This window comes from Solibacillus sp. iso_87, from assembly GCF_056173085.1.
This window is the reverse complement of the sequence record NZ_CM149656.1, coordinates 2,998,199-3,024,717: the sequence shown is the minus strand read 5'-3', so window position 1 is coordinate 3,024,717 and position 26,519 is coordinate 2,998,199. Positions and strand designations below refer to the sequence as shown.

At 38.4% G+C, this 26,519-nt stretch carries 25 protein-coding genes; 16 read left to right on the top strand and 9 right to left on the bottom strand.

Going from position 1 to position 26,519, the window contains the following annotated elements:
- The first annotated feature begins 58 nt into the window (after positions 1 to 58).
- The 3 genes from AC0VXV_RS15520 to AC0VXV_RS15510 all read left to right on the top strand — a co-directional run bounded on the left by AC0VXV_RS15520 (position 59) and on the right by AC0VXV_RS15510 (position 2,832).
- Positions 59 to 1,111, top strand: a complete 1,053-nt coding sequence (locus tag AC0VXV_RS15520; protein ID WP_475529079.1) for an NAD(P)/FAD-dependent oxidoreductase — start codon at positions 59 to 61, stop codon at positions 1,109 to 1,111.
- 145 nt (positions 1,112 to 1,256) lie between these two features.
- Positions 1,257 to 2,273: a hypothetical protein gene (locus tag AC0VXV_RS15515; protein WP_475529078.1), complete on the top strand. Its 1,017-nt coding sequence runs from the start codon at positions 1,257 to 1,259 to the stop codon at positions 2,271 to 2,273.
- Between the two features lie 58 nt (positions 2,274 to 2,331).
- Positions 2,332 to 2,832 (top strand): N-acetyltransferase family protein, encoded by a 501-nt coding sequence (locus AC0VXV_RS15510; protein ID WP_475529076.1) that lies wholly within the window; start codon positions 2,332 to 2,334, stop codon positions 2,830 to 2,832.
- 47 nt (positions 2,833 to 2,879) lie between these two features.
- On the opposite strand, the gene AC0VXV_RS15505 is transcribed toward AC0VXV_RS15510, so the two are convergent.
- The 3 genes from AC0VXV_RS15505 to AC0VXV_RS15495 all read right to left on the bottom strand — a co-directional run bounded on the left by AC0VXV_RS15505 (position 2,880) and on the right by AC0VXV_RS15495 (position 6,853).
- Positions 2,880 to 4,601 (bottom strand): ABC transporter permease, encoded by a 1,722-nt coding sequence (locus tag AC0VXV_RS15505; protein ID WP_475529075.1) that lies wholly within the window; start codon positions 4,599 to 4,601, stop codon positions 2,880 to 2,882.
- Positions 4,602 to 4,616: 15 nt separating this feature from the next.
- The gene (locus AC0VXV_RS15500; protein WP_475529074.1) at positions 4,617 to 5,687 is read right to left on the bottom strand and encodes an ABC transporter ATP-binding protein; all 1,071 of its coding nucleotides are present in this window, start codon (positions 5,685 to 5,687) and stop codon (positions 4,617 to 4,619) included.
- Positions 5,688 to 5,761: 74 nt separating this feature from the next.
- Positions 5,762 to 6,853 carry an extracellular solute-binding protein gene (locus AC0VXV_RS15495; RefSeq protein ID WP_475529073.1) on the bottom strand — a complete coding sequence of 364 codons (1,092 nt, stop codon included), beginning with the start codon at positions 6,851 to 6,853 and terminating at the stop codon, positions 5,762 to 5,764.
- Positions 6,854 to 7,213: 360 nt separating this feature from the next.
- Between AC0VXV_RS15495 and AC0VXV_RS15490 the strand changes: the two genes are divergently transcribed.
- On the top strand, positions 7,214 to 7,621 hold the full coding sequence (locus AC0VXV_RS15490) for a pyridoxamine 5'-phosphate oxidase family protein (RefSeq protein WP_475529072.1): 408 nt from the start codon (positions 7,214 to 7,216) through the stop codon (positions 7,619 to 7,621).
- A gap of 13 nt (positions 7,622 to 7,634) precedes the next feature.
- Entirely contained in the window at positions 7,635 to 8,039 is a 405-nt protein-coding gene (locus AC0VXV_RS15485) for a pyridoxamine 5'-phosphate oxidase family protein (RefSeq protein ID WP_475529071.1), read from the top strand.
- 85 nt (positions 8,040 to 8,124) lie between these two features.
- Here the strand turns inward: AC0VXV_RS15485 and AC0VXV_RS15480 are convergent, their stop codons facing one another.
- Entirely contained in the window at positions 8,125 to 8,643 is a 519-nt protein-coding gene (locus AC0VXV_RS15480; RefSeq protein WP_475529070.1) for a hypothetical protein, read from the bottom strand.
- A 264-nt stretch (positions 8,644 to 8,907) separates the two neighbouring features.
- Between AC0VXV_RS15480 and AC0VXV_RS15475 the strand changes: the two genes are divergently transcribed.
- The 4 genes from AC0VXV_RS15475 (at position 8,908) to AC0VXV_RS15460 (ending at position 12,400) form a co-directional block, all read left to right on the top strand.
- Positions 8,908 to 9,384 carry a membrane lipoprotein lipid attachment site-containing protein gene (locus AC0VXV_RS15475; RefSeq protein WP_475529069.1) on the top strand — a complete coding sequence of 159 codons (477 nt, stop codon included), beginning with the start codon at positions 8,908 to 8,910 and terminating at the stop codon, positions 9,382 to 9,384.
- Positions 9,385 to 9,661: 277 nt separating this feature from the next.
- Entirely contained in the window at positions 9,662 to 10,990 is a 1,329-nt protein-coding gene (locus AC0VXV_RS15470; protein ID WP_475529068.1) for a hemolysin family protein, read from the top strand.
- A gap of 56 nt (positions 10,991 to 11,046) precedes the next feature.
- Complete coding sequence (locus AC0VXV_RS15465; protein WP_475529067.1) at positions 11,047 to 12,114, top strand: hemolysin family protein; 1,068 nt, start codon at positions 11,047 to 11,049, stop codon at positions 12,112 to 12,114.
- Positions 12,115 to 12,241: 127 nt separating this feature from the next.
- On the top strand, positions 12,242 to 12,400 hold the full coding sequence (locus AC0VXV_RS15460) for a hypothetical protein (protein WP_339172928.1): 159 nt from the start codon (positions 12,242 to 12,244) through the stop codon (positions 12,398 to 12,400).
- Between the two features lie 42 nt (positions 12,401 to 12,442).
- On the opposite strand, the gene AC0VXV_RS15455 is transcribed toward AC0VXV_RS15460, so the two are convergent.
- Positions 12,443 to 12,643 carry a hypothetical protein gene (locus AC0VXV_RS15455; RefSeq protein ID WP_079524216.1) on the bottom strand — a complete coding sequence of 67 codons (201 nt, stop codon included), beginning with the start codon at positions 12,641 to 12,643 and terminating at the stop codon, positions 12,443 to 12,445.
- A gap of 169 nt (positions 12,644 to 12,812) precedes the next feature.
- Between AC0VXV_RS15455 and AC0VXV_RS15450 the strand changes: the two genes are divergently transcribed.
- On the top strand, positions 12,813 to 13,751 hold the full coding sequence (locus AC0VXV_RS15450) for a bile acid:sodium symporter family protein (protein ID WP_475529065.1): 939 nt from the start codon (positions 12,813 to 12,815) through the stop codon (positions 13,749 to 13,751).
- A 209-nt stretch (positions 13,752 to 13,960) separates the two neighbouring features.
- Complete coding sequence (gene sstT / locus AC0VXV_RS15445; protein ID WP_475529064.1) at positions 13,961 to 15,172, top strand: serine/threonine transporter SstT; 1,212 nt, start codon at positions 13,961 to 13,963, stop codon at positions 15,170 to 15,172.
- Between the two features lie 53 nt (positions 15,173 to 15,225).
- Here the strand turns inward: sstT and AC0VXV_RS15440 are convergent, their stop codons facing one another.
- Positions 15,226 to 16,152, bottom strand: coding sequence for a DUF4003 family protein (locus AC0VXV_RS15440; protein WP_475529062.1), 927 nt, complete (start codon positions 16,150 to 16,152; stop codon positions 15,226 to 15,228).
- Between the two features lie 176 nt (positions 16,153 to 16,328).
- On the opposite strand from AC0VXV_RS15440, the gene AC0VXV_RS15435 reads away from it, so the two are divergent.
- The 5 genes from AC0VXV_RS15435 (at position 16,329) to AC0VXV_RS15415 (ending at position 22,780) form a co-directional block, all read left to right on the top strand.
- On the top strand, positions 16,329 to 17,543 hold the full coding sequence (locus AC0VXV_RS15435) for a carboxylate--amine ligase (RefSeq protein WP_475529060.1): 1,215 nt from the start codon (positions 16,329 to 16,331) through the stop codon (positions 17,541 to 17,543).
- Between the two features lie 105 nt (positions 17,544 to 17,648).
- Positions 17,649 to 18,086: an SACOL1771 family peroxiredoxin gene (locus AC0VXV_RS15430; RefSeq protein ID WP_475529059.1), complete on the top strand. Its 438-nt coding sequence runs from the start codon at positions 17,649 to 17,651 to the stop codon at positions 18,084 to 18,086.
- A gap of 13 nt (positions 18,087 to 18,099) precedes the next feature.
- On the top strand, positions 18,100 to 20,097 hold the full coding sequence (locus tag AC0VXV_RS15425; RefSeq protein ID WP_475529058.1) for an ABC1 kinase family protein: 1,998 nt from the start codon (positions 18,100 to 18,102) through the stop codon (positions 20,095 to 20,097).
- Positions 20,098 to 20,348: 251 nt separating this feature from the next.
- Positions 20,349 to 21,833 carry a histidine ammonia-lyase gene (gene hutH / locus AC0VXV_RS15420; protein WP_475529057.1) on the top strand — a complete coding sequence of 495 codons (1,485 nt, stop codon included), beginning with the start codon at positions 20,349 to 20,351 and terminating at the stop codon, positions 21,831 to 21,833.
- Between the two features lie 68 nt (positions 21,834 to 21,901).
- Positions 21,902 to 22,780 carry a 5'-3' exonuclease gene (locus AC0VXV_RS15415; RefSeq protein ID WP_475529056.1) on the top strand — a complete coding sequence of 293 codons (879 nt, stop codon included), beginning with the start codon at positions 21,902 to 21,904 and terminating at the stop codon, positions 22,778 to 22,780.
- 36 nt (positions 22,781 to 22,816) lie between these two features.
- Here the strand turns inward: AC0VXV_RS15415 and AC0VXV_RS15410 are convergent, their stop codons facing one another.
- From AC0VXV_RS15410 to AC0VXV_RS15400, 3 genes are read right to left on the bottom strand one after another with little or no spacing between them, the layout of a single operon-like run.
- Positions 22,817 to 23,950: a Ger(x)C family spore germination protein gene (locus AC0VXV_RS15410; RefSeq protein ID WP_475529055.1), complete on the bottom strand. Its 1,134-nt coding sequence runs from the start codon at positions 23,948 to 23,950 to the stop codon at positions 22,817 to 22,819.
- Complete coding sequence (locus tag AC0VXV_RS15405) at positions 23,947 to 25,374, bottom strand: spore germination protein (protein WP_475529053.1); 1,428 nt, start codon at positions 25,372 to 25,374, stop codon at positions 23,947 to 23,949. Before AC0VXV_RS15405 ends, AC0VXV_RS15410 begins: the two co-directional genes overlap by 4 nt.
- Positions 25,367 to 26,458 carry an endospore germination permease gene (locus AC0VXV_RS15400; RefSeq protein ID WP_475529052.1) on the bottom strand — a complete coding sequence of 364 codons (1,092 nt, stop codon included), beginning with the start codon at positions 26,456 to 26,458 and terminating at the stop codon, positions 25,367 to 25,369. The genes AC0VXV_RS15405 and AC0VXV_RS15400 overlap by 8 nt, the downstream gene beginning before the upstream one ends.
- Between the last annotated feature and the right edge of the window lie 61 nt (positions 26,459 to 26,519).

Here is a 26,519-nt window from a genome sequence, read left to right as displayed (position 1 = left end):
GGAGACGATTAGCGAAAAGCGTAATTTTCCGACAAATGAAAAGAATGGAGTGTTTCGAATGAACGATATTTATGATGTAACGATAATTGGCGGTGGTCCTAGCGGATTATACAGTGCGTTCTATGCAGGGTTGAGAGATTTAAAAACGAAAATTATTGAATTTCAGCCGACGCTCGGCGGGAAGCTTCATGTTTATCCTGAAAAAATCATTTGGGATATCGGCGGTATGCCTCCAACACCAGCACAGCAAGTCATTGAAAATCTCGTTAAACAGGGGCTGACATTTAAGCCAACCGTATGTCTAAATACGAAAGTCGATTTCATCACAAAAAAAGAAGATTTATTTGTGATTGAGACAAGTTCAGGCGAAAAACACTATTCCAAAAAAGTGATCGTTGCAGTAGGCGGCGGAATTATTAGTCCAATTAAATTGCATATTGAAGGCGCGGAAAAGTATGAAGTATCGAACTTGCATTATACAATCCGAGGCATTCAAAGCTTTAAGGACAAGTCACTGCTGATTTCAGGCGGGGGCAACTCGGCGATTGACTGGGCAAAGGATCTGATCGGTATTGCCAAGCAGATTACCGTCATTTACAGAGGCGAAAAGCTATCTGCGCACGAAGCACAAATCAGACATTTGCAGGATAATGGCGTTCCGATCATTACAAATACACAAATTAAAACACTTGTAGCGAATGAAACGAAGACAAAAATAGAAGAAGTCATTTTGGAAAATGTCGTAACAAAGGAAACTTCGAAAATCGTAGTGGATGATGTCCTTGTAAACCATGGCTATGACCGGGATTCTTCATTTTCTTTTGATGCGGCACTCGCTCCGGAAAAAGATAAAGACTATGACTATTATTATTTGACGGACGGTAAAGGACTGACATCGGTTGATGGTATTTATGCTGTTGGCGATATTTCCAAATATGATAATAAAGTATATTTAATTACCGGTACATTCCAGGATGCTGTCAATGCGATCAACGCCATCAAAATTAGCCTTGAACCAACAGCAGATCAGTATGCAAAAGTTTCTTCACATAATGAAGTGTTCGAAAAACGTAACCGTGAACTGATGAAGGACATGCTCGTGAATGGCTAGTATGATGAACGAATAAATTAGAATAAGTACAACGCAGAAGTTTACCTGAACTTCTGCGTTTTTTTATTGATGATGGAAGGGGAGTAATTGATTATAATGGAAGTATTAGGTAATCCATGTAATGCATTTAAGGGAGGGGATCATAATGGTTTTTCAAAGAGTAGTTGATTATAAATGGCTCTTGATTGCTTGTGTCATTCTACTGAGCAATATGGTTGTTTATCAGTTGTCGTTTGTTTCCGCACTTTCAGATGAGGAAGTAAGGGGAATGGTAATCGGTTCGCTAATTGACTGTGCAGTAGTGGCACCAGCGCTTCTCTTGCTGCAAAGGGGAAAATGGACTGTCAAAAATTTTATTGTCTTTGTTGCAGCGGGTATTTTGTTTGCTCGACTAGTCATCCCTAATGGATTGATGGAACCTTTCCGTTACATAACTTTTTCTGCAATCGCTGTAGAAGCGGGATTGGTTTTTGTGGAGTTGATCATTTTATTTGTTTTTCTAAAATATTTACCGAGCATCATTCGGACGGTCAAATTAGAGCAGGAACAACTTATTTTTGCATTTCCTCGAATCGTAGCAGAGAAAGTGAAAGATAACGTATTAATGAGAGTACTTTGCCAGGAGATGCTTGTTTTTTATTATGCATTTTGCAGTTGGAAGAAAAGACAGCCAGACGGATTTACCGTTCACAAAAATACAATGTATGTTCCTGTTTTAGTGATGATTTTCCATGCGGCATTATTTGAATCTATCGCATTTCATTGGTTTTTCCATGACCGTATGCCGATTTTAGCTTGGGGCCATACAATTCTTTCACTTTATGGACTTCTATTCTTGCTAGCAGATTCTCGTGCACTTGTACTAAATCCAGTCCGGATCGAAAACGGAAATTTATATCTTTCCAACGGTTTATTGAAACAAACAAAAATTAAGCTGAAAAATATTTCACAACTGCATACGTCTGTGCAAGATGAAAAGATTTATCATTTTAAAGTGTTAGGCAATACAGAGGAACAGCCAGATTTTGTACTTGAATTAAAGGAATTGCAGCCAATCCAATTAGTTGGTGGATTTGAAAAAAAGGCAAAGTATATTGGCGTTTATGCAGATACGCCAGTCCAATTACGTAGCGAAATAGAGTTAGCGATAATAGAGAAATAGTGTAAAAGATTACAAGATGGGGTATAGATTATAGAACGCAATGTTATGAGGTGAAAAGATGAACATTCGAATATTAGGTTATAAAGATGCAGAACAATATAAACAAATTAGATTACACGGGCTTTTAAATTCTCCAACATTATTTAGCACGTCTTTTGAACATGAAAACAATTATACAGTCCCGGAAATTGAACAACGTCTTCGCCCACAAGCAGATAAATTTACGCTTGGGGCATTTGAAGAGAACGAATTGATCGGAATTGCGACATTTAAAAGAGAAACGGGCGCAAAACTAAATCATAAAGGCGTTCTTGTCGGACTCTATGTAATGCCTGAATCAAGAGGAAAAGGTGTAGCGCGGGATATGATCGAAGAACTGTTGCGCCTATTAAGAGAAAACGATGGTCTTGAACAGCTACATTTAACTGTCGAATCAACAAATGAACAGGCAATCTCTCTTTACGAATCACTGGGATTTAAGCAATTCGCAAAGGAACAGCATGCATTAAAGATTGACGGCAACTATTATGATCATGTGTGGATGGTAAAAGAGTTATAGCTATAAAAAAAAGTAAAAGCAGTTTTTCTGCTTTTACTTTTTTTACGTTATATAGCACTTCCGGCAGAGCCTTTTGATAAGCGTTCTGAAATTATCAGGACTATGAGGATTAAAATAATCTGCAGCACACCATATGCGCATGCTGTACCGAACTTGAAGGCATACAGCTTTTGGAAAATTGCAACCGACAATGGAATCGTCGAAGTATTATAAATCAAAATCGATGCAACGAACTCCCCGATACTTTGGACAAAAGCGAGCAATGTACCGGCAAGAACGCCTGATAAAGTAAGTGGAATGACAATTCTTCTAAATGTATACCACCATGTTGCCCCTAAACTTCGCGAAGCCTCTTCCACAGACTGATCCAACTGCATGAGGGAAGCGGATGTTGACCTGAAGACAAGCGGCAAATGCCGGATAAAATACGCAAGCGGTAAAATCCAGAATGAACCGATTAATACTTGATTGAATGTAAATACGCTTTCCGTAGAGAACGCCGCGATTAAGTTAACAGCTACAACCGTACCTGGCAATGCCCACGGAATCGTAATTAAAATATCAAGCACTGTTTTTCCTTTGAAACTAAGTCTGACCATCGCATAAGCAGCAGCTACACCGAATATAATATTGCCGACTGTTGCGATGAAGCCCATCTGCAGTGAGTTCCAAATTGGTCGCCATGTCCGTTCATCAGTAAATAGCGCTTTGTAATGGTCGAGCGTATATTCGGTCGGCAAAATCTGAATTGTCCAGGCACCGTCTTTTGAAAATGAAATTAAGATCAGCACTAAAATCGGCAATATCAAAATTAACGTCCCAATGAAGGACAGTGCAACCGCTAAATACTTCAAAGGCTTCGAACTCACTTCCGAACGGTGAACACTGATTCCTTTACTTAAATTTTGATAGTTACGTCTGTTTTGATACCAGCGCATAATAAGTAAAAAGGTGATGGATACGAACGATAAAATAGTTGATTGTGTTGCCGCCATATCCAAATTACCGTTTGTACGCGATAAGTAAATTTGCATCGTCATTGTACGTTCAACCCCGAACATGAGTGGCGCGGTATAGGATGCCATCGACACCATGAAAACGAGAAGGGAAGATGCGATTAAAGATGGGGTAAGCATCGGCAAAATAATTTTCCGCCAAACACGTATCCGGCTTGCCCCGAGGCTAGTTGCGGCTTCCTCCAAAGAAGGGTCAAGCCCTTTAATAGCTGCCGAAGCAGTCAAATAGAAGTACGTATACATCGTAAACGTATGAACAACAATGACTCCCCAAATCCCTTTTAATGCAAAAGGAACATCTTCCAATTGAAACATCTGCTGAAATAAGCGCGGGAATATACCACTTTCACCATATAAAAATGTAAAGGATAAAACCCCGACTAGCGGGGGCAATGCCATTGGGACAAGCACTAAAACAGAAAGCAGACGGCGACCCGGAAAATCATAGCGTTCCAGTAAAAAGGCCATCATAACCCCGACAACAGCACAACATATGACACTAATAATCGATATATAAAAGCTGTTCCAAAGTGCCTCTAAATTGGCTGTACTTTGTAAACTGAAAAACTTTTGATAGTTAGCTAGCTGATTGTCACCAGCAAAACTCTGGATAAATGTTGAGTAAAATGGATAAATAACATAGGCAAACAATATTAAAAACAGCGGGGAGATAAGAATATAGACAAAATAGCGTGATTGTGTAAGACGAGACCACCAACTCGCTTCGTATGTGTCAACGGATTTTTTGCTCATTGTGTGCCTCCTCTCTTATTCTCCTAGGAAATAAATATTTTGTTTAGGGATATGTAATTCAATCATATCGCCAGCTTGCAGTATTGCAGTACCCCGACTAATAATCATTGCTTTCAATGTTGTATCATTCCATTTAATAAAGTAATTTACGCTGAGTCCGGTAAATTCGATCAGTTCGACGATGCCTGTAACGGAGTTTTCACCAGGACCGCTTTCAAATGCTTCAGGACGGACTGATACATAAATTTCGTCCCCAATGGTTACTAGAAGCCCTGCTGCCAAGTTTTCTGTCAGGCCTTGCAGTTCAAGTCCTTTGTCATTAGTAACAGTAATAATATTGTCTTCAATCGATTTTACTTTCATCGTAAGCAAGTTTGTTTCACCAATAAAAGTAGCGACAAAGCGGTTGTTTGGACGGTGGTAAATTTCCTGCGGCGTACCGATTTGTTTAACGACACCATGCTCCATTACCATTATCCGATCCGACATTGCCATTGCTTCAGTCTGGTCATGGGTAACGTAAATTGTCGTCACTCCCAGCTCCGACTGAATCCGTTTAATTTCAATTCGTGTCTCCTCACGCAATTTTGCATCCAAATTGGATAATGGCTCATCCAGCAGCAAGATATCAGGTTCAATGACAAGCGCTCGTGCCAAAGCAACCCGCTGCTGCTGTCCACCTGATAATTCATTAATTTTGCGTGAGCCATATGGTCCTAAATGAACGAGCTCGCGTATACGGTCAACCTTTTCTTTGATCGTTTTTTTATCATATTTCCGGATTTCCAGGCCAAATGCGATATTTTCATTGACTGTCATATGCGGGAAGAGTGCATAGTTTTGAAACACCATTCCGATATTACGTTTATTAGGCTGCAATGTTGTGACATCCTGATTGTCAAAGTAAATCTTCCCTTGAGAGGGGTAGTAAAATCCGGCAATCATCCGTAATGTTGTTGTTTTGCCACAGCCACTCGGACCTAAAAATGTAAAAAATTCACCCGATTTTATATCCAGCTCTAAATCTTTGACACTTACGACATCACCGAATTTTTTTGAAACGTCGTTAATATGAACAGCTTTCATCCAATCCAACTCCCTTCACACCGACAAATTAGGAAAAGAAAGACCTCTTAATTCAGAGGTCAGTCATATTACTACTATTTGCCTTTTCCTTTAATATTTGTATCCCAATGTTCCATCCATTCCGCTTCTTTATCGGCCATTACTTGCCAATCGATATCCAATGGTTTTAAATCCAAGTCTTTATACCAGTCCGGCATTGCATCCGCCGCAATATCCGTACGTGTAGGAATTTGGTAATATTCTTTCGAAAGCTCAACCATTGTCTCTTGATCGAACAGGAATTCCATAAATAATTTAGCGTTCTCTTCGTTTTTAGCATTGTTTACAATACCCACTGCATCGACTAAAATCGGTGCGCCACTTTCCGGATAAATAAAGTCAAACGTGTAATCCGTTGTATGTTTTTTCAGTAAAATATCCTGTAAGTTCCATAACGAAATTGAACCTTCCTGGCGTGCCAGTTTTAAATACAATGCGTTAGGATCCTGTGTATATTCTTTCGTATTCGCATCAAGTTTCATCAGCCAGTCATAGCCTTTTGACGGATCATCAGCACCTTGGCGGAAAATCATAGAAGAATAAATTGTGCGCATAGTTCCTGAAGCAAGAACACCGCGAATTAAAATTTCATCTTTCCACTTCGGATCAAGTAATTCGTCCCAATCCTGTGGTCCTTCTTCTGGTGACATTACTTCACTGTTAATCATAATGACTTCAGGTAACAGCATTTCACCGACCCAGCGATTTTGTTCATCTTTATGGAGAGGGTCAATGGAATCGATAAATGAAGGATCCCACTGTAAAAGTAAATCTTCATTTGCAGCAACCATCATCGCTGACTGTGTACCACCCCACCAAAAATCACCTTGTGGGTTGGCTTTTTCACCACGCACACGCTCTAAAATCTGCTGGGCGCCCATTGTCATATATTCGACTTTGATATTCGGGTAACGCTCATTAAACTTTTCGATAACACCCTGTACCATGTTTTCGTCACGCCCTGTGTAAATTACGAGCTTGCCGGAAGCATTTTCTTCTGTTGAACCTTCTGTCGTGCCGCTATCTCCTTGAGTTGAATCATTTGTCGTCTCTTCGGAGTCGCCACACGCAGCTAAAACTAATAAAAGAGTTGTGAGAATAAGAGAAAGCCAAGTAAATCTTTTCATCCAATGTCCTCCTTACATATAGTTTTTTCTTTTTCATGCAGAATAAAAGGATATCTATTCCAATTTCATTTTATCTACAATTTTTTTAATATTCAAACAAATATCCCTATAACTTTTAAATTTTTACAGTTTACTGAGTTAAAAAAGATAAAGTTTTATGTAGGGATTTCTGGAACGGGGAAGATTAGAGGGTCAAAAGTCAAGTTAAATATGAGAAAATTGTTTTATTTAAATTTATTAAGGGAATTATAAAAGCATCAGCACAACAGCGGTTTTTCCCATTGTTTTGGAATTACATACGGTTGGACGTGCTTCTCAACTCACGAATGATGGAACTTAATTTACCGGAGGAGTGAAAATATGAGTAAAAGTAATAAAGAAATTGCATTGCAAATTTTAAATGAAAATAGTATTGGCGTTATGGCCACAAATAATAACGGTGTGCCGAATTCGCGCTATATGACATTTCACTATGTAGAATCAAAACTTTATACCGTTGCACTGGAAGATTCTGATGTAGTGCGCGAAATTAAGGAGTATGGCGGCACCCATATTTTATTAGGCTATGAAAGCGATGGCTTACTTGAAACATTTTTGGAAATTGAAGGAAATGCAACGACAACATTGAACGATGTTGTGAAGCAGCAGCTGCTTGAAAAGTATCCGGAGCATGCGGACGGAAACTTTGTATTAATTCAAGTTACGCCGACACGAATGAGAATTATGAATAAAAACGGAAAAAACCAGGAAGAGATTCAACTTTACTAAGGGAGGCAGTATAATGGATACATTAAAAGAAAAAGTACTTTCAATTATTAAAGACCATAAAATCGGGACAATGGCTACATTAAACGGACGTCACCCTTATGTTCGTTACATGACATTTACAAATGAAGACTTCACGCTCTATGCGACAACAACTGAAGACTCTCAAAAAGTGTACGATTTAAATGAAAATCCTTACACTCATATTTTACTGGGCTATACAAAGGAAGATCTGAATGCCCCGTATTTAGAAATTACAGCAAAACTAAGCGAAGTAAAAGATGATACATTAAAGTTGAAAATCACAAACTTCTTTAAAGATGTCTTTACTTCACAAGACGGGGATATGGTGACACTTCAATTTGATCCGATCACAATCAAATTAATGAATGATGGTGAACCTCAGGAACTGAAGCTTTAAAATAGTTAATTTTACCGATAATAATAAGTAAAAGCTCTTATGGCACAGTATTGAAAACTGCGCCATAAGAGCTTTTGTAATTAGGTTAGAAACATTGGAAAGTCAGAATTGAATTTCGGTTAACGGAACTGAATACCCAACCGAAACGACTCCATCTAAAGCCTAAAATGATATTTTGCGTAACAAACGTTGGGAAGAACCAGAAACTATTTCCGTTTCGTTGCCATATAAACGTATTACGGAAAATACAACGTCTTATGCCACTAGAACCTTGCTGTGACTGGCTAGCGGATAATTGTTGCATTTGTGGAGTAAAGCTTGGGGGCGGTCCCATTGGCATTTGAGTATTGCCGCCAGGGCCTCCTCCAGGGCCACCCCCGGGAATTCCAGGGAAGCCGCCAGGACCACCGCCTGGGAAACCTCCCGGGCCTCCTCCCGGGAATCCCGGTCCAGGTCCCGGGAAACCACCTGGGCTACCAGGGAAACCACCTGGACCTCCAGGGAAACCTCCCGGGCCTGGTCCTGGTGGTCCCGGGAAAAACTGTTGTTGAAATGGTTGTCCTTCAGGGCTCTCATCAAAGCGTTCAAACGGATTTTGATACAACAAGCATACCTTCTTTCTTAAGTATTCTTTGTAATGTATGTAAATGCAGGTAAATGCCAATAGGAATTCGCCTATTAATAGGTGAAATACCGTAGTGATTATAATATTGCCCAAAGATGTGATTTCCTTTAGGATGTTTTATTCCATAATGAATTAGGGGAAATTAATAATGAAAAGACAATTATTTAAAGAAAGATAGAAGATTTGAAAAATGTGTGCAACTGGACTAAAATCACTATGAAGATAAGAAAGAGAAGGGAAATTATGATGAAAAAATATTTATTTGCTATAATCCTATTGTTGTTGGTGGCAGGTTGTAGTAATGGAGAAAGTACAAAAGTTACATTTACCGAGAAACATGCAGTACCATTCGAAATTGTTAAGTATGATGAAAAAATTGCACCAATTTATGAAGCGCTCGTTCCGCATATTGCCTATGCAAATACGCAAGGACAATTCGAATCACTTCAAGGTCGCTTTGATGTAGATAATTTCACAATTGATATGGATAAGTATATGGCAGTATTTATTGTCACTTATTCGGGCAGCTGTGGTACTTCAGTCGATAATGTTTACAAACATGGGAATTACATGGCAGTTCAATTGATCGACAATGTCGGACAAAAATGTGAAGACGAAGGTATGCCTCATACATTCGTTCTCCAAGTAGAGAAGGATGAGTATGAAAAAGTTCAATTATATAATGGCGAAATTATAAAATCTTCAGTCGACGTGGAATAAATTTATTAAAAGTTTTCAGCTTTGATTATTCAAAGTTGAAAACTTTTTTTGTAATTTTTTATTTTTTGGGCACAATTAATTGTGATTTGAAAATAAAAACTATATAATCTTCTTAAACTATAACGTGATGGTTTTGAAGGGAGAATTCTCTTAAAGGAATTAGTAACTTCTCCATTATTGTTAGCATGTTCAATAGGATAGTTGGGTACATAAGAGAAAGGCCAATTAATCATAAATTTTATTTTTGGAGGTGAATCCCTCACGCTGAGGGAAGTAATTGGACGTAAACACCATATTAAACATCATTTTATTAATTATCTTTTTAGGTTTAACCGCATTTTTCGTTGCAGCAGAATTCGCTGTCGTAAAAATTCGTAAATCCCGTATTGATCAATTGATTTCGGAAGGCAATAAAAAAGCAGTCATTGCAAAAAAAGTAGCAGGGGACCTTGATTATTATTTATCTGCCTGTCAGCTTGGTATTACAATTACAGCAATCGGTTTGGGAGCGTTTACAAAGCCGTACGTAAAAGAACTGCTGTATCCTGTATTTGACTGGTTAAATGTTTCAGATGTAGTATCTTCGGCTGCTTCTTATGTCATTGCACTTGCCATTGTAAGTTATTTGCACGTAGTAATTGGTGAAATGGCGCCAAAAACATTAGCGATTCAGTTTTCCGAGAAGGTAACATTAATGCTTGCAGGACCGCTTTATTGGTTCGGTAAAATTATGTATCCGTTTATCCAGGCATTAAATGGAACATCTCGTTTACTATTACGCGCGATCGGTGTTAAATCAGCAAGTGAAGAGCAGGCCTATTCGGAAGAAGAACTGAAAATTATTATGGCTCAAAGTTTCCAGGGCGGCCAGATAGACCAACAAGAACTGAAATATTTAGAAAATGTATTTGCTTTTGATGAACGTGTTGCAAAAGATATTATGGTGCCGCGAACAGACTTAGTTACAATCGACAAAGATATGAGCGCCAAAGAGATTATTCAAATTTTAGATGAACATAACTATACACGTTATCCGATTGTTGAAAATAATGATAAAGACCGCATTATTGGTGTCATCAACGCTAACAAGCTTCTTAGCCATATCGTTTCCAATCGTACGGTACAGCTCGAGCAGTTTTTAACGAAAGTACCATTCGTTTTAGGTGTTACGAGTATCCAGGATGCATTGTTAAAAATGCAAACAGCGAAAGTGCATATGACGGTTATTATCGATGAATATGGCGGTACAGCCGGTGTACTAACGATGGAAGACGTTTTAGAAGAGCTGGTTGGAGAGATTCGGGACGAATTTGACGATGATGAAGTAGATGATATCCGTAAGTCAGGAGAAAACGAGTATACGATCAATGGCCGTGTACTGCTTGATGAACTGGAAGATCGCTTTGGTTTTGAGTTTGAGGACAGCGAAGAGATTGATACAATCGGCGGCTGGATTCAGCATACGAATATCGATTCAATCAAAAACGGAGAAGAGCTTCAAATCGGCGATGAAATAAAATTCGACGACCATATTTGGGTCATTTCAGATATGGACAATTATCAAATTAAAGAAGTTGTATTAAAACAATATAAACTTCAGCAGTAAATGAACGATACTTTATATGTCTTGGAGGTGAATCCCTCATATTTCGGGGGAATTAATTGGACAGTATTATAATTATAAATTTAATTTTAGTTGCGGTATTTATTTTGTTAACAGCCTTTTTCGTTGGGGCGGAATTCTCGATTTTAAAAGTGCGTATGTCACGAATCGATCAGCTTATCGCAGAGGGCAATAAAAAAGCCGTCACCGCAAAAAAAGTAACACAGGATTTGGATTATTATTTATCGGCCTGTCAGCTTGGGATTACAATTACAGCGTTAATCCTTGGTGCACTCGGTGAACCGACTGTAGAAAAAATGCTTGAGCCTGTTTTTGACTATTTCAACATTCCAGCGGCGGTTGCAACAGCCCTTTCTTATGTAATTGCGTTATCGGTTGTTACTTTTTTACACGTAGTACTTGGAGAGTTGATGCCAAAAACATTGGCCATCCAATATGCTGAAAAAATGACACTATTATTAGCACCGCCACTATATTGGTTCGGGAAAATTACAGGACCGATTATTTCCGTATTAAATGGTTCTGCTCGTGGGCTGCTAAAAATCTTTGGTGTCAAACCTGCTGGTCACGATACAGTTTACTCGGAAGAAGAGCTTAAACTGATTGTGACACAAAGTTATGAAGGCGGAGAGATCAACCAGACGGAGCTTGCCTATTTAGAAAATATTTTCGCTTTTGATACGCGAAAGTTACGGGAAGTAATGATTCCGCGCAGTGAAATGATCACAATCGAAAAAACATATACATTACAGCAAATTCTTGCTGTAATTGATGAATACGAATTTACGCGTTACCCGGTCATTGATCGTACTAAAAATACAGCAGCCTTTATCGGTTTCATTAACTCTAAGGAAATGCTGACTGATATTGCTGCAGGACGTACGAATTCTTTTACTACGTATATTCGTGAGATTCCTCGCTATAAAGAAACGGTAGCGATAAAAGATGTGTTTTTAAAAATGCAGCAATCGCGCAACCATATGGCAATTGTAACGGATGAAAAAGGCATCACAATCGGTCTTGTTACGATGGAAGATATATTGTCCGAAATTGTGGGAGAAATTGAAGATGAAGATGATGGGGAAATTATCGTTCCCTCAACATAAGAAAAGGTCGTAAATGATGGTCGTATTGTCCATTATTTGCGGCTTTTTTACAGTATTACCGAAAGTTGAGTAAATAGATTATAAGGACATTTGTCGTTATAATTGAAGTAATAAGGAGCTGAAGAAAATGCAATGTGGGGCAAAATGCTTTTTAGTGGAAATCGAGCATAATGGCGAAAAAAAGCAAGTTCAAGTAAAAGCAAGATCGTCAGTACGTGCCAGAAAAACAGTACGGATTCAATATGAAGAAGCCGTTAACATCCTGTCCGTAAAGGAAGAAAAATAAAAATGAGCAACCAACAATGGGGTTGCTCATTTTTCATTTATTTTACTTATTCTGCTTTTCCAACTTTATTTGTTTAACTAAATGTACAATTAACATAATGATACCGACTGTACAGAATAGAAGACTGACGATAAATAATATTAGCCATGATGTAATGCTCCAATTAGTTGTGAAAAAGATGGAACTGATTAATAAAAGCATCCCGATAAATAAGACAAGATAGCCTTTTTTAGATAATGACACTGTAAAACCTCCTTAAATACATATCATAAAAATAACATAATGTTGGCTGACTTATCTATTTAAATGGTTCCATTACCTAATAGAAGGCTGATTTCCATCCCGTCAGAACGCATTGTGCTTATGTTACAATTCGATAAGGAATACTAATTCATGAAAAGAGGCGCAGCACATGGTTCAATCGCTCAACCAATTTATTCAAAGGTGGATGCCAGTATTAACACCGCTCAGTTTAGTCATCGGTGTTCTGCTCGAAAAAATCGGTACCCATTTTCTTATTCTAGTGCCTTTATTATTTGCGGTAATGACATTCATCAGCAGTTTGAATCTGAAATTTCACGATATAAAAGTGTTTAAACAATACCCTAAAACGATTTTATTTATGATCGCTTTTCTACATATACTTATGCCTTTATGGGCGTTCTTTCTGGCGGAGCTCATATTCGATGACCGCCTATTAACAATCGGTTTTCTCATCTCCGTTGCCGTGCCAACAGGGGTTACAAGCGTCATTTGGGTGACAATCAGTAAAGGAAATCTGCCTTTATCACTCGCCATCATTTTGATTGACACGTTGCTTGCTCCGATACTTATGCCGTTAATTTTGCATTTAGTTGTCGGGGGGTCCATATCTCTAAATACGTCAGCCCTTATTTTTGATCTCATTTGGATGATTGTTTTACCTTCGATATTGGGTATCATTGTCAATGAATGGACGAAAGGAAAGTTGTTTGAACAATATGGAAAACCAATGTCTTTAATTTCGAAAATCTGTTTGTTCGCAATTATTATGATTAACAGTAGTGCGATTGCACCCTATGTAAAAACGATAGACTTAGAGCTCGCGAAAGTGATTGCTGTTGTTCTGTTTTTAGCAGTTTCTGGCTATATACTATCTCTTGTGCTTGGCCGTCTGTTTTGGAAATCAGAGGCCGATCAGGCGACATTTGTCTTTAATGGGGGAATGCGGAATATTGCTGTAGGGGTCGTTATCGCTACCACATATTTTCCGTCAAAAGTAGCAATGCCGGTCGTTTTCGGGATGTTATTCCAGCAAGTATTAGCTTCAATATTTTATAAAATAATCCGAAAAAATTCTGAAATAGAGTAAAGACGCTTGTCAAAAGTGTACTGCGGAAAAATACAGTTGTGTTATTTAGTCGCACATTGTATTATTGGTCTATAGTAAATTATTAATTTTTAAAGAGTTATATAAAAATAAAGCTTCAGCCGGAGAAATATTGTAGTGCAATGATCCATTCACTTACTCGTCTCAAACATCCAGAAGCAATGTAACATCTTAGAATAGCGGGGGAAATTATGAAAAGAATGTTCGAAAAATGGAACAGCATTAACTTAGTAAACCGTATTATTGTTGGTATAATTATTGGCGTTATTTTAGCACTAACGATTCCTGATGCAGTAAGTGGTGTTACAATTTTAGGGACATTATTTATTTCAGCCTTAAAAGCAGTTGCACCGATTTTGGTGTTTGTGCTTGTCATTAATGCGATTGCTTCACATGTTGGAGGCAAGGCAACGAATATGAAAATGGTACTCGCTTTATATGGGGTAGCGACATTCGCTGCGGGATTTGTAGCAGTCATTGTAAGCTTTATTTTCCCGACAATGTTGACATTAAAAACAGAAGCTCAGGATGTAGCACCGCCTAGCGGGATACTTGAAGTGTTTGAAACATTATTATTCAATATCGTGACAAATCCGGTAACTGCTATTATGAATGCAAATTATCTTGGCATTTTAGCTTGGGCAGTAGTTTTAGGGATTGCTTTAAAAGCAGCAAATGATTCAACAAAAGGTGTTATCGCGAATTTTTCGGATGCGATTACGAAAGTTGTACAATGGATTATTAACTTAGCACCATTCGGTATTTTAGGAATAGTATTTGAAGCGATTTCTACGACAGGTCTTTCAGCATTGGGGGAATATGCTCGTCTAATTCTGATTTTAGTAGGAACAATGTTCTTCGTGGCGCTCGTTGTGAATCCGCTAATTGTATATGCGGTAGCAAGAAGAAATCCGTATCCGCTAATTTTTACATCTATTAAAGAGAGTGGAATTACAGCCTTCTTCACACGAAGTTCAGCGGCCAATATTCCAGTCAATATGGCATTGGCAGAAAAGCTGAAATTAGATAAAGATACATATGCTGTATCGATACCTTTAGGTGCAACAATCAATATGGGCGGGGCAGCGATTACAATTTCCGTGCTGACGATGGCAACTGCTCATACATTAGGCATCGAAGTGGACTTTATGACTGCGGTTATCTTAATGGTACTGGCTGCACTGTCTGCTGCTGGTGCATCAGGTGTTGCAGGCGGTTCGCTTTTACTGATTCCGTTAGCGTGTAGCTTATTCGGGATTTCAGACGATATTGCAATGCAAGTCGTGGCAATTGGTTTCATCATCGGTGTAATTCAGGATTCTTGTGAAACAGCATTGAATTCTTCGACAGACATCGTATTTACAGCAGCAGCTGAATATGCGAAAGAACGTAAACAAAATTAACAAAAACTGTGCTGAACGGAATCAATTCCGGATCAGCACAGTTTTTTTATCATTCAATCAGCACCGTCGGCAGTAATGTCGCTTTCATAACGTCCTGTATTTGAATGCTCAGCAGCAGAGAAAATAATTGTTGAGAAATCTACATCATATGAGGGTAAGTCACCGATTGCTTCAGTCGATGTGTAAATTTGAGTGGCTACAAGCAGCGAGTTAAACTGCCTACGATCTAACTTTAAAAAGCGGCAAATTTCTTCATGCATATCATGGAGTGCCGGGAATTGGTGAACTTCAAATTTGGCGAGCGAGAGCAGAGCAATCGTATTGTAATGGTGCGGCTTAAGCTTTTTTTCTTTCTTTTTAATAAAAGTTGTCAGCTCTTTTAACCGGGCAAAGGTTTCGTTATGAAAGTCCCCTGTTCCGATTGTTAAAATGACAGCTGTATTTGTCGTGTCCTTTGTTCGTTCATAGCCGATTGACACAAGTGCCTGATAATACAGTTCCACACTATTTGCCAGTACTTTTGTGTCTTCCGCCCGTCCGGCAAGCATCGCACTAGTGGAAAGCTTTAATGGCGCATATTTTACGCTTTGTTTGTTCATTAAATCTTTAATTAACAGATTGATCCGCTCGATATGATCTTCCGATTTTAAATAGGCAGCCGCAATATAGCTGTCATCATGACGGGTAAACTGCTTTGTCAGTAATTTATGGAGATTTAAAGCTTCACCGATTTTTTCAGGTTCCTTTGCATAATGTACAAAGTATGTATTAATAATTTGAGTATTAACCCGAGCAAAGTTATACCATTTTGTATTGTTTTTGATTTGCTGACGAACTTTTTCATAATCTTCATAGTTGAACACGATATTGCGGACAGTCAGCTTTAATGCAAGGTCAATATAAAAATATTTTGCATCTGCCCCAAAATATAAAATGATTTTATCAATGTTTGTAAAAAATAATTGTAATTGAGCATTCATCCCGATCACCTCTTACTTAATACGTACGTTTTAAACGAGGAGAAGTTTCATTAAAATATTCGTTAAATACTAAAAACCGTTTACAAAATACAGCATAAATCGATAGAGTATTGTATGATAAATAAGTGATAAATCAAATAAGAAGTCCGTTGAACAGATTGAGAGGTAGTATAGTAATGACTCGACAACCATTTTTACCGATTATTGTCGGTACTGATATTAATGCATATAACATGGCGATTTCTTTCCATGAAGAATATAAAATCCGTCCGATTCTAGTAGGAAAAGGTGTTTTGCCTTTTACGAATTTAAGCAATATTCCACGTGCGATTGAGTATGACAAGAAACTTGGTGAACCGGATCAGTTTGCCAAAATATTAATTAGCGTAGCGAAGAAATATGAAAATGAAGCGGAAAAGCTGATTTTAATCGGTACAAACGATTTATACGTCCGTTTAATTATTGAAAACCGCGCGATCTTAAGAGATTATTTTGTGTTCAACTATATCGATGAGAATTTAATGAATGACCTGCAGATTAAATCCAATTTCTATAAACTGTGTGAACAACACGGAATCGATATTCCAACGACTGTCTTTTATGATTGCAAAACAGATGGTGCATTTGAAACCGAGATGATGTATCCGGTTATTATTAAACCGAGTAACGGGATTGAATACAGCCGACATCCATTTGAAGGCCAGGCAAAAGTTTTCAAAGTGGAAAACAAAGAAGAAGTTCAAAAAGTAATCGATATGATTAAAAATAGCGGCTACCAGGAAGAGATCATTATTCAGGATTATATTCCCGGTGATGATACAGCAATGTGGGATTCAGTTGTCTATGTAAATTCAAAAGGGGAAACACAGCTTGTATCGTTTGCACAAGTAGTCCTTCAGGAACATACGAAAACGGCGATCGGCAATTACACAGCGCTTATTTCCCGATATAACGAAGAAGTGATGACAAAACTGCGCGGCTTTTTGGAAGCGGTGGGCTATCGCGGCTACGGTAACTTTGATTTGAAATACGATGAGCGTGACGGGAAGTTTAAAGTGTTCGAAGTAAATATTCGTCAAGGTCGTTCAAGTTATTATATTAACGCTATGGGTCATAATTTGGCGCGCAACTTTGTGGAAGATCTGATTTACGATATTCCGAAACCTTGCTCGTATTTAAAAGGAGATGTCCTGTTTTCAGTCGTTCCGAAAATTGTATTGAAAAAATTCGTTTACGAAGAATCGGTGAAAAAGGATATTGGACGTTTGATCAAGGAAAAGAAACTTGTAAATCCGTTGTTCTACAAACAGGACAAGCATTTGAAACGCAAAATCTACATGTTTATCCGTCAGGTCAACTACTATAAAAAATATAAACAAAACGTATGGTAAACATCAGCCGACTAACAGAAACTTTCTGTTAGTCGGCTGTTTTCATAATCTGAAAATCTTAGACCAAAATGTTATAGTTAAAGAAAAATGAAAAGAGTGATATTTATGACAGTACATACTTTTACGTTAACGATTGACTGGCCAGGGGGAAGAAATGCGGTTGGGGAATTGAAAGCCGAACGATTGCAGACACAAATTTCGATTCCGCCTGAAATGGATGGACCTGGTGTTGGGACAAATCCGGATGAAATGCTGCTTGGGGCCGCGGCAACCTGTTATTTAATTACACTGGCGGCAATGCTTGAGCGAAGCAAAATTGACGCAAAGCTGAATTTGAAGTCAGAAGGGCTTGTTGATGTAACAAATGGTGTTTTTACATATAAAGCGATCCACCATTATGTCGATATTGAACTGCAGAACAAAGATGATGAACGTGCCCGTCGTATAGCGGAGCGCTATGCATATAAGGCAGAGGAAACTTGTATGATTAGTAAAGCGTTAAAAGGGAATGTAGAAGTGCATACACATTTAACTTTGACCTAAAGGGGCGATTTGAATGGATTTCATTTCAGCTATAATTCAACTGCTCATTGCATCCGCGCTTATATTCTTTATTAGCGGCCGTTTAATCGGCTCACAAATAAGTCTGATGAAAAGAATATTATCCGTGCTAATTAGTGTTTCATTAACGACTTTTGTATTTTGGTATACATATTTGCGTGGGTCGGACTATTATGACCAAGGAATTGTTTCAAATGTCGTCAACATAACAACTATTATCTGGCTTGGTTGTATGCTTCTCATTTCGATGCTGCTTTATCTGTTTTTTGAGCTGTTTGATTCGATAGAATTGAATGAAAACGGAACACCTGTCGGCAGACGATCCTATTTTAAAACACTCATTACGTATTGGAAGCGTCAAAAACGTTTACGTGAAGTAGTGGGGATTGCTGTAACAAACGGAGTCACACGAACAATGAAATATGCCCGTGCACGCGAAGATGAACGTGAACTGGCAAAAGCATTACGGGATACACTTGAGCAGTGCGGCGGGGTATTTATTAAATTTGGACAAGTACTGTCAACACGTAAAGAGCTCTTGTCTCCGATATTTATTGATGAACTTGAAAAGCTTCAGCAACATGTAAAACCCCTTTCCGAACAGCAAGTTGACCAAATAATTGCCGAAAACTTTAATGCGGGAACGGATCAAATTTTTTCCTATATAAGTAAAACACCGTTAGCTTCCGCTTCAATCGGTCAAGTACATAAAGCGGTGTTAAAGGAAACAGACGAACCTGTTGTCGTGAAGTTTTTACGTCCTGACGTGAAAAATATAATGCAGGATGATCTATCGATTTTAATGGAGTTTGCCAGATGGATTACGAGTAAATCGCAGTGGGCTGAAAACTTGGGCTTTTACGATTTGGCGAAAGGCTTCAGCATGGCGTTGAAGGAAGAAATTGATTTTAATATCGAGGCTCGCAATATGGAGCAGGTTGCCAAAATTGTGGAACGTGGCAGTATTGATGTAAAAGTGCCGAAAGTATACCAGGAATGCAGTAATTCCAATGTTGTAGTGATGGAATATATAAAAGGAAAGTCCGTTACAGTAGCAAATGAACTATTTACAGATTTGGGCATTGACCGTCATCAGTTTGCAAAGACATTATTATATTCGTTTTTGGAACAAACGCTTGTTTCTGGTATTTTCCATGCTGATCCGCACCCGGGGAATATTTATATTGAGGAAACAACCGGACGTGTCGCGATTCTCGATTATGGGGCTGTCGGCCGTTTAGCTGTATTGCAACAGGAAGGGTTAAAGTACTTCCTTGTCGGAATTCATCAAAACGATGCAGCACTAGTTGTCGATGGGATTGCCCAGCTTGTAGAAAATGCCGAGCAGATTAATCGGCACGAAATGGAGCAGGCAATTAGCCAGATTCTGCTGAAAATCAACTATGTGTCGACGATCCCGACTGATGAGCTAATGTACTCCATTTTCTCTGTTGTGCGTGAATTTGGACTCCATTTCTATCCATCCGTCAACGTGGCATTACGTGCCATTGTAACATTAGACGGTACATTGTCTATTATTTGCCCAAGATTCAGGATTTTCAGTGAAGTAAAAGACTTCTCCAATGATTATTTGAAATCAAGCTTCCTGAAACCGTTCAAACATCCGGTAGAGACGAAAGACTTAATCGAAGAAGAACTGGCACTGATGTTGCCAAATCTACGGAAAATACCGCGCCGCCTAGATCAGTTGTTCAGAAAAGTGGAGAGCGGGAAAATCATTTTGCATCATGATATTTTTTCGGATAAAGCGAATTCCATGTTTGTAACACAGCTGTTTTCAAGGTTTATTCTGCTGATGGTTGGAATTACATTTGGAATTATATCGGTTGCATTACTAGCAATCTCTCAATTTATTCATAATGCGTATGCAATTTATTTAAATACGGCTGCTTATTTAGGTTTGTTTTTATGTGCGATTTTGCTCGTGCGATTATCGATTCAAGCAATCCGAGATATGAAGCGTACAAAGTAGAGGTCCTATTTACAGGGTCTCTATTTTTTTATACTTCTTCGCTTTAGCACTTTACTATAATAAAATACTAAATTGCTAGAAGGTTAATGTATTAGCAGGTGAACAACTTTTTAGGGATAAAGCGTATGAAGCCTTTAAAATAAGCATTTTCAACTTACCTATGGTTTTAAGAGTGAAATATTAGTAGCAATTAACTGCTATTTAAACAATAATAAATTGAGAGATAAGAATAGTTAAAAGGGGTGCGGTAAATGATTCAGTTAAACGGACAAAATTTATCAATCGAACAAATAGGGAGCATTTTATATAAAGGGGAAAAAATAGAGATTGCGGAAGAAGCGAAAGTACGTGTTGTTAAAAGCCGTGACGCAGTGGAAAGGATTGTTCAGCAGGATAAAACCGTATACGGGATTAATACTGGGTTCGGAAAGTTCAGCGATGTGAAAATTGCAGAGCATGAAGTAAGCAAGCTGCAAGTTAATTTAATTCGTTCCCATGCATGCGGTTTTGGGGAGCCTTTTTCGGAACACGTTGCAAAAGCGATGATGGTGCTTAGGTTAAATGCATTATTAAAAGGTCTCTCAGGAATTCGCTTGGAAGTACTGGAACGACTGTTATGGATGATTAATGAGGACGTCATTCCAGTAATTCCACAGCAAGGCTCACTTGGAGCATCCGGAGATTTGGCACCACTTTCTCATTTAGTTTTGGCGGTTATTGGGGAAGGGGAAGTATTTATAAATGGTAGTAAACATCCGTCACATGAAATATTTGAAAAGCGGGGACTGCCGAGAATTGAACTGCAGGCAAAAGAAGGTCTCGCATTAATCAATGGAACCCAGGCAATGACTGCACAAGGCGTAGTCAATTACTTGGAAGCCGAGAAACTGGCTTATGCAAGTGAATGGATTGCTTCAATGACGATGGAAAGTTTGTACGGCATAATCGATGCCTTCCATCCAGCTGTTCATGAAGCGCGAGGCATGCAAGAACAAATAGGTGTTGCAGAACGTATGCGTGATTGGTTAAAGGACAGCAAACTCATTACACATCAAGGGGAAAAGCGTGTGCAGGATCCGTATTCGCTTCGCTGCATCCCGCAAATCCACGGGGCGAGCTGGCAAGTGCTGAATTACGTAAAAGAAAAGCTGGAAATAGAAATGAATGCGGCAACAGACAATCCGCTCATTTTTGATGATGGCGGTTTAGTCATTTCAGGTGGGAATTTCCATGGACAGCCGATTGCGTTTGCGATGGACTTTCTGAAAATCGGGATGGCGGAGTTGGCCAATGTATCAGAGCGCCGGATTGAACGATTAGTAAACCCGCAGTTGAATGAAGGACTGCCTGCATTTTTAAGTTCGAATCCAGGACTTGAATCAGGCGCGATGATCTTGCAGTATAGCGCAGCAAGTTTAGTATCGGAAAATAAAACATTGGCACATCCTGCATCGGTTGACTCCATTCCATCTTCTGCGAATCAGGAAGACCATGTATCGATGGGTACGACAGGATCTCGCCATGCACGTATGATTATTGCCAATGTGCGTAATGTACTGGCAATCGAGGCATTTTGTGCAGCACAGGCAGTGGAGTACAGGGGTGTAGAGAACATGTCGCCAAAACTTTATGAGAAGTGGAAAGACATTCGCAACATAGCACCTGCGATGACAGAGGATCGTATTTTCAGCAAAGACGTGAATCGTATTATCGACTACTTGAAACTGAATGGGTAAGTATTTACAGCTACATTCTACCGGTGCTTTTGTTATAATAGGTGTTTAGTAGAAAGAGGAGATTTATTATGACAAAACCACATTTATTAATAGTTGATGGAATGGCGCTATTGTTTCGTTCATTTTTTGCATCAGCCGCAATGAATCAATTTATACGTTTAGATGACGGGACACCATCAAACGGTGTTCAAGGCTTTGCCCGCCATGTATTGACAGCACAAAGTCTGATGCAGCCGACACATTTAGCAGTATGCTGGGATATGGGCGCGGTTACGTTCCGCAATGATCTATACGATGGCTATAAAGCAAATCGACCTGCACCACCGGAAGAGATGCTGCCGCAATTTGATATGGCTAAAAGAGTATCGGAAATGATCGGGTGGCAAAACTTTGGTACACAAGGTCTTGAGGCGGATGATTTAATCGGCTCAATGATTGAAAAGTGGAAAGAAGATGCACAAATTACTGTAATTAGCGGTGATAAAGATTTACTGCAATTACTAAACCCTTCGACAACGATTGCCTTTACGAAAAAAGGCTATACAGAATACGATGTGTATACGGAAAGCCGGTTTATTGAAGAATATGGCATTGCGCCAAAACAATTCGCGGAAGTTAAAGCGTTTATGGGAGACACGAGCGACGGTTACCCGGGGGTTAAGGGGATCGGACCGAAAACAGCATTACAGCTTATTCAAAATTATGGTTCCATCGATGGCGTATTGGAAGCATTGCCAACATTAAAACCGGGTCAGCGTATTAAAATCAGTGAGAACGAAGCGATGTTACGTTTATCGCATCAATTGGCTACAATCCATTGTGAAGTACCGATTGATATTGAGTTGGATCAATTAGCCTTATCTCCTTATGCTCCGGAGCTGTTTGATCATATTGAACAGCAAGGCTATCGACTGATTGCGAAGCATGCACGTTCTATTTATAAATAAATGTAAAGAGGTTGCGCACATCTGCGCAACCTCTTTTTAATGGGAAATGATACGTTCCCCTTTGACTTTTACAAGCTCCACATCCACTTTCCGAATAGTAGACTCGTCAAGAGGAATTTTTCCATCTTGCTCATACTTTTTCCATGTTTTCAAATCTTTTCGGTACAATATCTCAGATAACCGGTATATATCGGCATCAAATTTCAATGAAGCTTTATAGGTTTGCTCGATTTCTTTTTTTACTTGCTCCTTAATCTTATTTTCTAATAAATCCATTTTATTTTCATCAAGCATTTCATTTGTTTGTACAACCAATTGAACTTGTAAATCAAATTGGACATTACTTTCAGAAACAATTGGTGTAATTTTAGAACGCACTTCGTCAACGGTTGTCGTTGTATATAATTCTTCAAATTCTTCCGTTTTAACGGTAATATCTGAGCGGTCTGTTTCATTTTCTAGCCATTGAACACCGTTTAGATCGTCGCCTAATAAGTTCCCTTTTAAACCAGAGTTCTTACCGAGAATGCTTATGCCTTTAAATGAATAGACTGGATCCGGTCCATCTTCCTTTGACCAGTTTTCGCTAATTTCGATTAATGGTATTTTGGTTTCATGACTAGGTTCATTCAAATGAATCATAAGTTCCCGTAATTGTATGGGACGGACCCGGGATGACTGATTAAATGAATTGAGTGGGTCGGACACCTTTGAAAGGGTAATGGATTTATTAATAATGGGTGTGATGAGCAAAGCTTCCTTAAGTGGTGATTCTGTAATATAAGCCCAAGTTGTATACCTCCATTCCCTGTATCGGATAAGGGAATTGATGACAGGTTCTACTTTACCTTCCTCTGCGATATTTTCCGAAAAGAGAACATAGTTTAAATGCCCTAAAAAGAAGCGCTCATCCATCGTTTGATATAAATTAAAAAATGCTTCATCAAATGTCTTTCCTTTGGCAATCCCAACTTCAGCCTGCGTAGCTTCCGGGTTTGGCTGTTCGCTTTTAGCAATATTAGTGAAAGCAACAACTTGACTATAAATTTCATATTGATTTTCTTTATAATCGATTCCTAGCCCAAGTAGATAATACATACGTTCAGGCTGATTTGTATCCCAGCAGCCAGCAACTAAAAGTAACAATGGAAATAAAAGCAATTTCTTCATTTTGTTTTTTCCTTTGTTTTATCTTTAACATTTAATACTTCCGGTCGTTTAGTGTTTGAAGTTGCTGGTGGACGAAAAAGGGACATTTTCAAATTATCCCAGCTCAAATTGACTGCTATATTTAAATAAGGAACTCCAAATACACGGATATTCGCGATATAAACAAGGCAAATAAAGATCGATAAGAAGAACCCGAAAAGTCCGGTAATCGATGTAATAATAATAATTACAATTCGCAGCATGCTTATCGTTGTAACGAGGGACTGATTGACAAGTGTAAAGGTAGCAATCGTTGAAATAGCTATGACCACAATCATTGCCGGACTTGTAATCCCAGCTCGAATGGCCGCATCCCCTATAATTAAACCTCCTACAACACTGATCGTTCCACCTAAAATACTCGGTAAGCGTAATCCCGCTTCACGAAATAACTCGAACATAAAAAGCATTCCAAGCATTTCTAAAGCTGCAGGCAGTGGGGAGCCCGTATTTGCTTGTACAACTGTCGCAAGTAATTGAATTGGGAGCTGTTCTTGATGAAATGTTGTTAACGCAAGCCAAAAAGCCGGAAGTAAAAGCGCTATTAATATGCAGAATAAACGTAATAATCTTTCAAACGAACTGAATATAGACGGAAAATCATTATCCTCTCCGGACTTTAATAATGTTAGAATATTGGCGGGCGTAATAATTGCGTATGCAATTCCGTCTACTAAAATGATAAAGCGTCCGGTAACGAGTGCTTGCATCGCGAAATCAGGACGACCTGTCGAATCATTTAAAGGAATTAAATAGGAAATTTTATTCAACCGTTCCATTATTAATTCACCACTTAAAATAACATCTGTATCGATTTCAGAGAGTTGTTTTTTTAATTGTTTCAAGATCGATAAATCTGCAATGTCATTAAAATATAAAATAGCGATTTTTGTTTTTGAGCGTGTTCCTAACGTTATCTTTTCAACACTTAATGAATTCGTAGGTAGACGTTTGCGTATAAGAGCAATATTTACACCTAAATCTTCTATGAAGTTATCACGTGGACCTTTAATAGTTACTTCTAAGTTTGTTTCCTCAGGGCTTCGATTAGGCTTGTTTTCAATATTGCTGCATAACAGTATATTTAAATTTTCGATATAAATAAGAACAAATCCGCTAAATACATTCGTAACAGCTTCTTGCAAATCTTCAATTTTCAGTAGCTGGGGAAGATGCAGTTTCTGCATTAAAACTGCCTCATCAAATTGTTCTTTTTGTTGGCATGCCATTCTTAATCGGGGTACGACTACTTCATTGAATAAATGATTATCTGTCATCGCTTCACAGGTGATGAGCATAACGTTGCTTGCAGGAAAGTCTAATATTTGAAAGCGAATATCAGCACAATTATCAAATTGCTTTTTTAAGGTAGCGTATTCAATCATTATATTCCAACTTTCGCTTCGATTTTCGATTTACTAATATTAAGAGAATAAATGAAAGTACGAAAAAGAATAACGTAGTACTTATTAGAAAATATTGCCCCTTCCATTTGCTAAATATACTGTCATCTAGTAAATAAAGAGGCAGCGAGCAAAAAACAAAGAGCGGAAAAATATATTCCCAAATTTTCTTCTTTTGACCAGTGAGCCCTAATAGCTCGATAGTTATGAATAATATAAAACCAACACGGACAAATGCACCTGTAAGCCACTGGTAAATAGAAAAGAAATCGATATGGTTTATAAAGCTTCCGATTGAGGCAATTCGCCATTCTTCAAATGCGGGGTAGCGCTGTTTAGCAGCCTCAGTTGGTCCGAATTCTGCAATTGCCCCCAATAAGGGACCTAGTGTTAATCCAAATAGTATAAAGAGCATTATTAATAAATGCCAAAATTTAAGCTTTGTTTTAAAGTGCTGCTGAATAAATACGAGCAAATAAAGCTCAATAAAGCCGGAAGCAGGGTATACCATAGATGTGAAAACCGGTGTAAATCCATGCTCGAAAAATGGCTGCAGCAATGCATAATCTTTCACTTGAATATTAACAATGGCGATAAAGAAGCCAAGGACGACAACACCAAACAAGACGACAACATTGACCATCGTAATCGTTAATACGGAGGATGTTGCCAGTAAAAAGCATACAAATGTAAAAAAGAAAAACAAAAGCAATGGCGGCGTTTGCAGCAAAAAGGTTGTTGAAACCCATTGTAGTGTTTCATGCATTGTAATAACGGCCATGAGAAGTAAGTAAAAAGCAATGATAAAAATAAGCACTTTACCCAGCTTAGGGTAATTGTTTAGTAAATACATACGAAGAGATTCGTCTTTAAGTTTTTTTAATGTGATAAAAGGAAGAACTAACCAGGGAATTATCAAAAATATTGAAAAAATAACAGAAAACCAAGCATCACGACCTGCTCCATTTAGTAAGGATGGAATAATCGTGACATGGTTTTTTAACCCGATGAATGTCATCGTTAAAAAAATAATATGTAAAATACTAATAGAGCTAACAGATTTCATAAAATTCCTCGCAATTTTTTTATAGTAATAGACAATAAATTTACTATTTATTCAAAAAAAA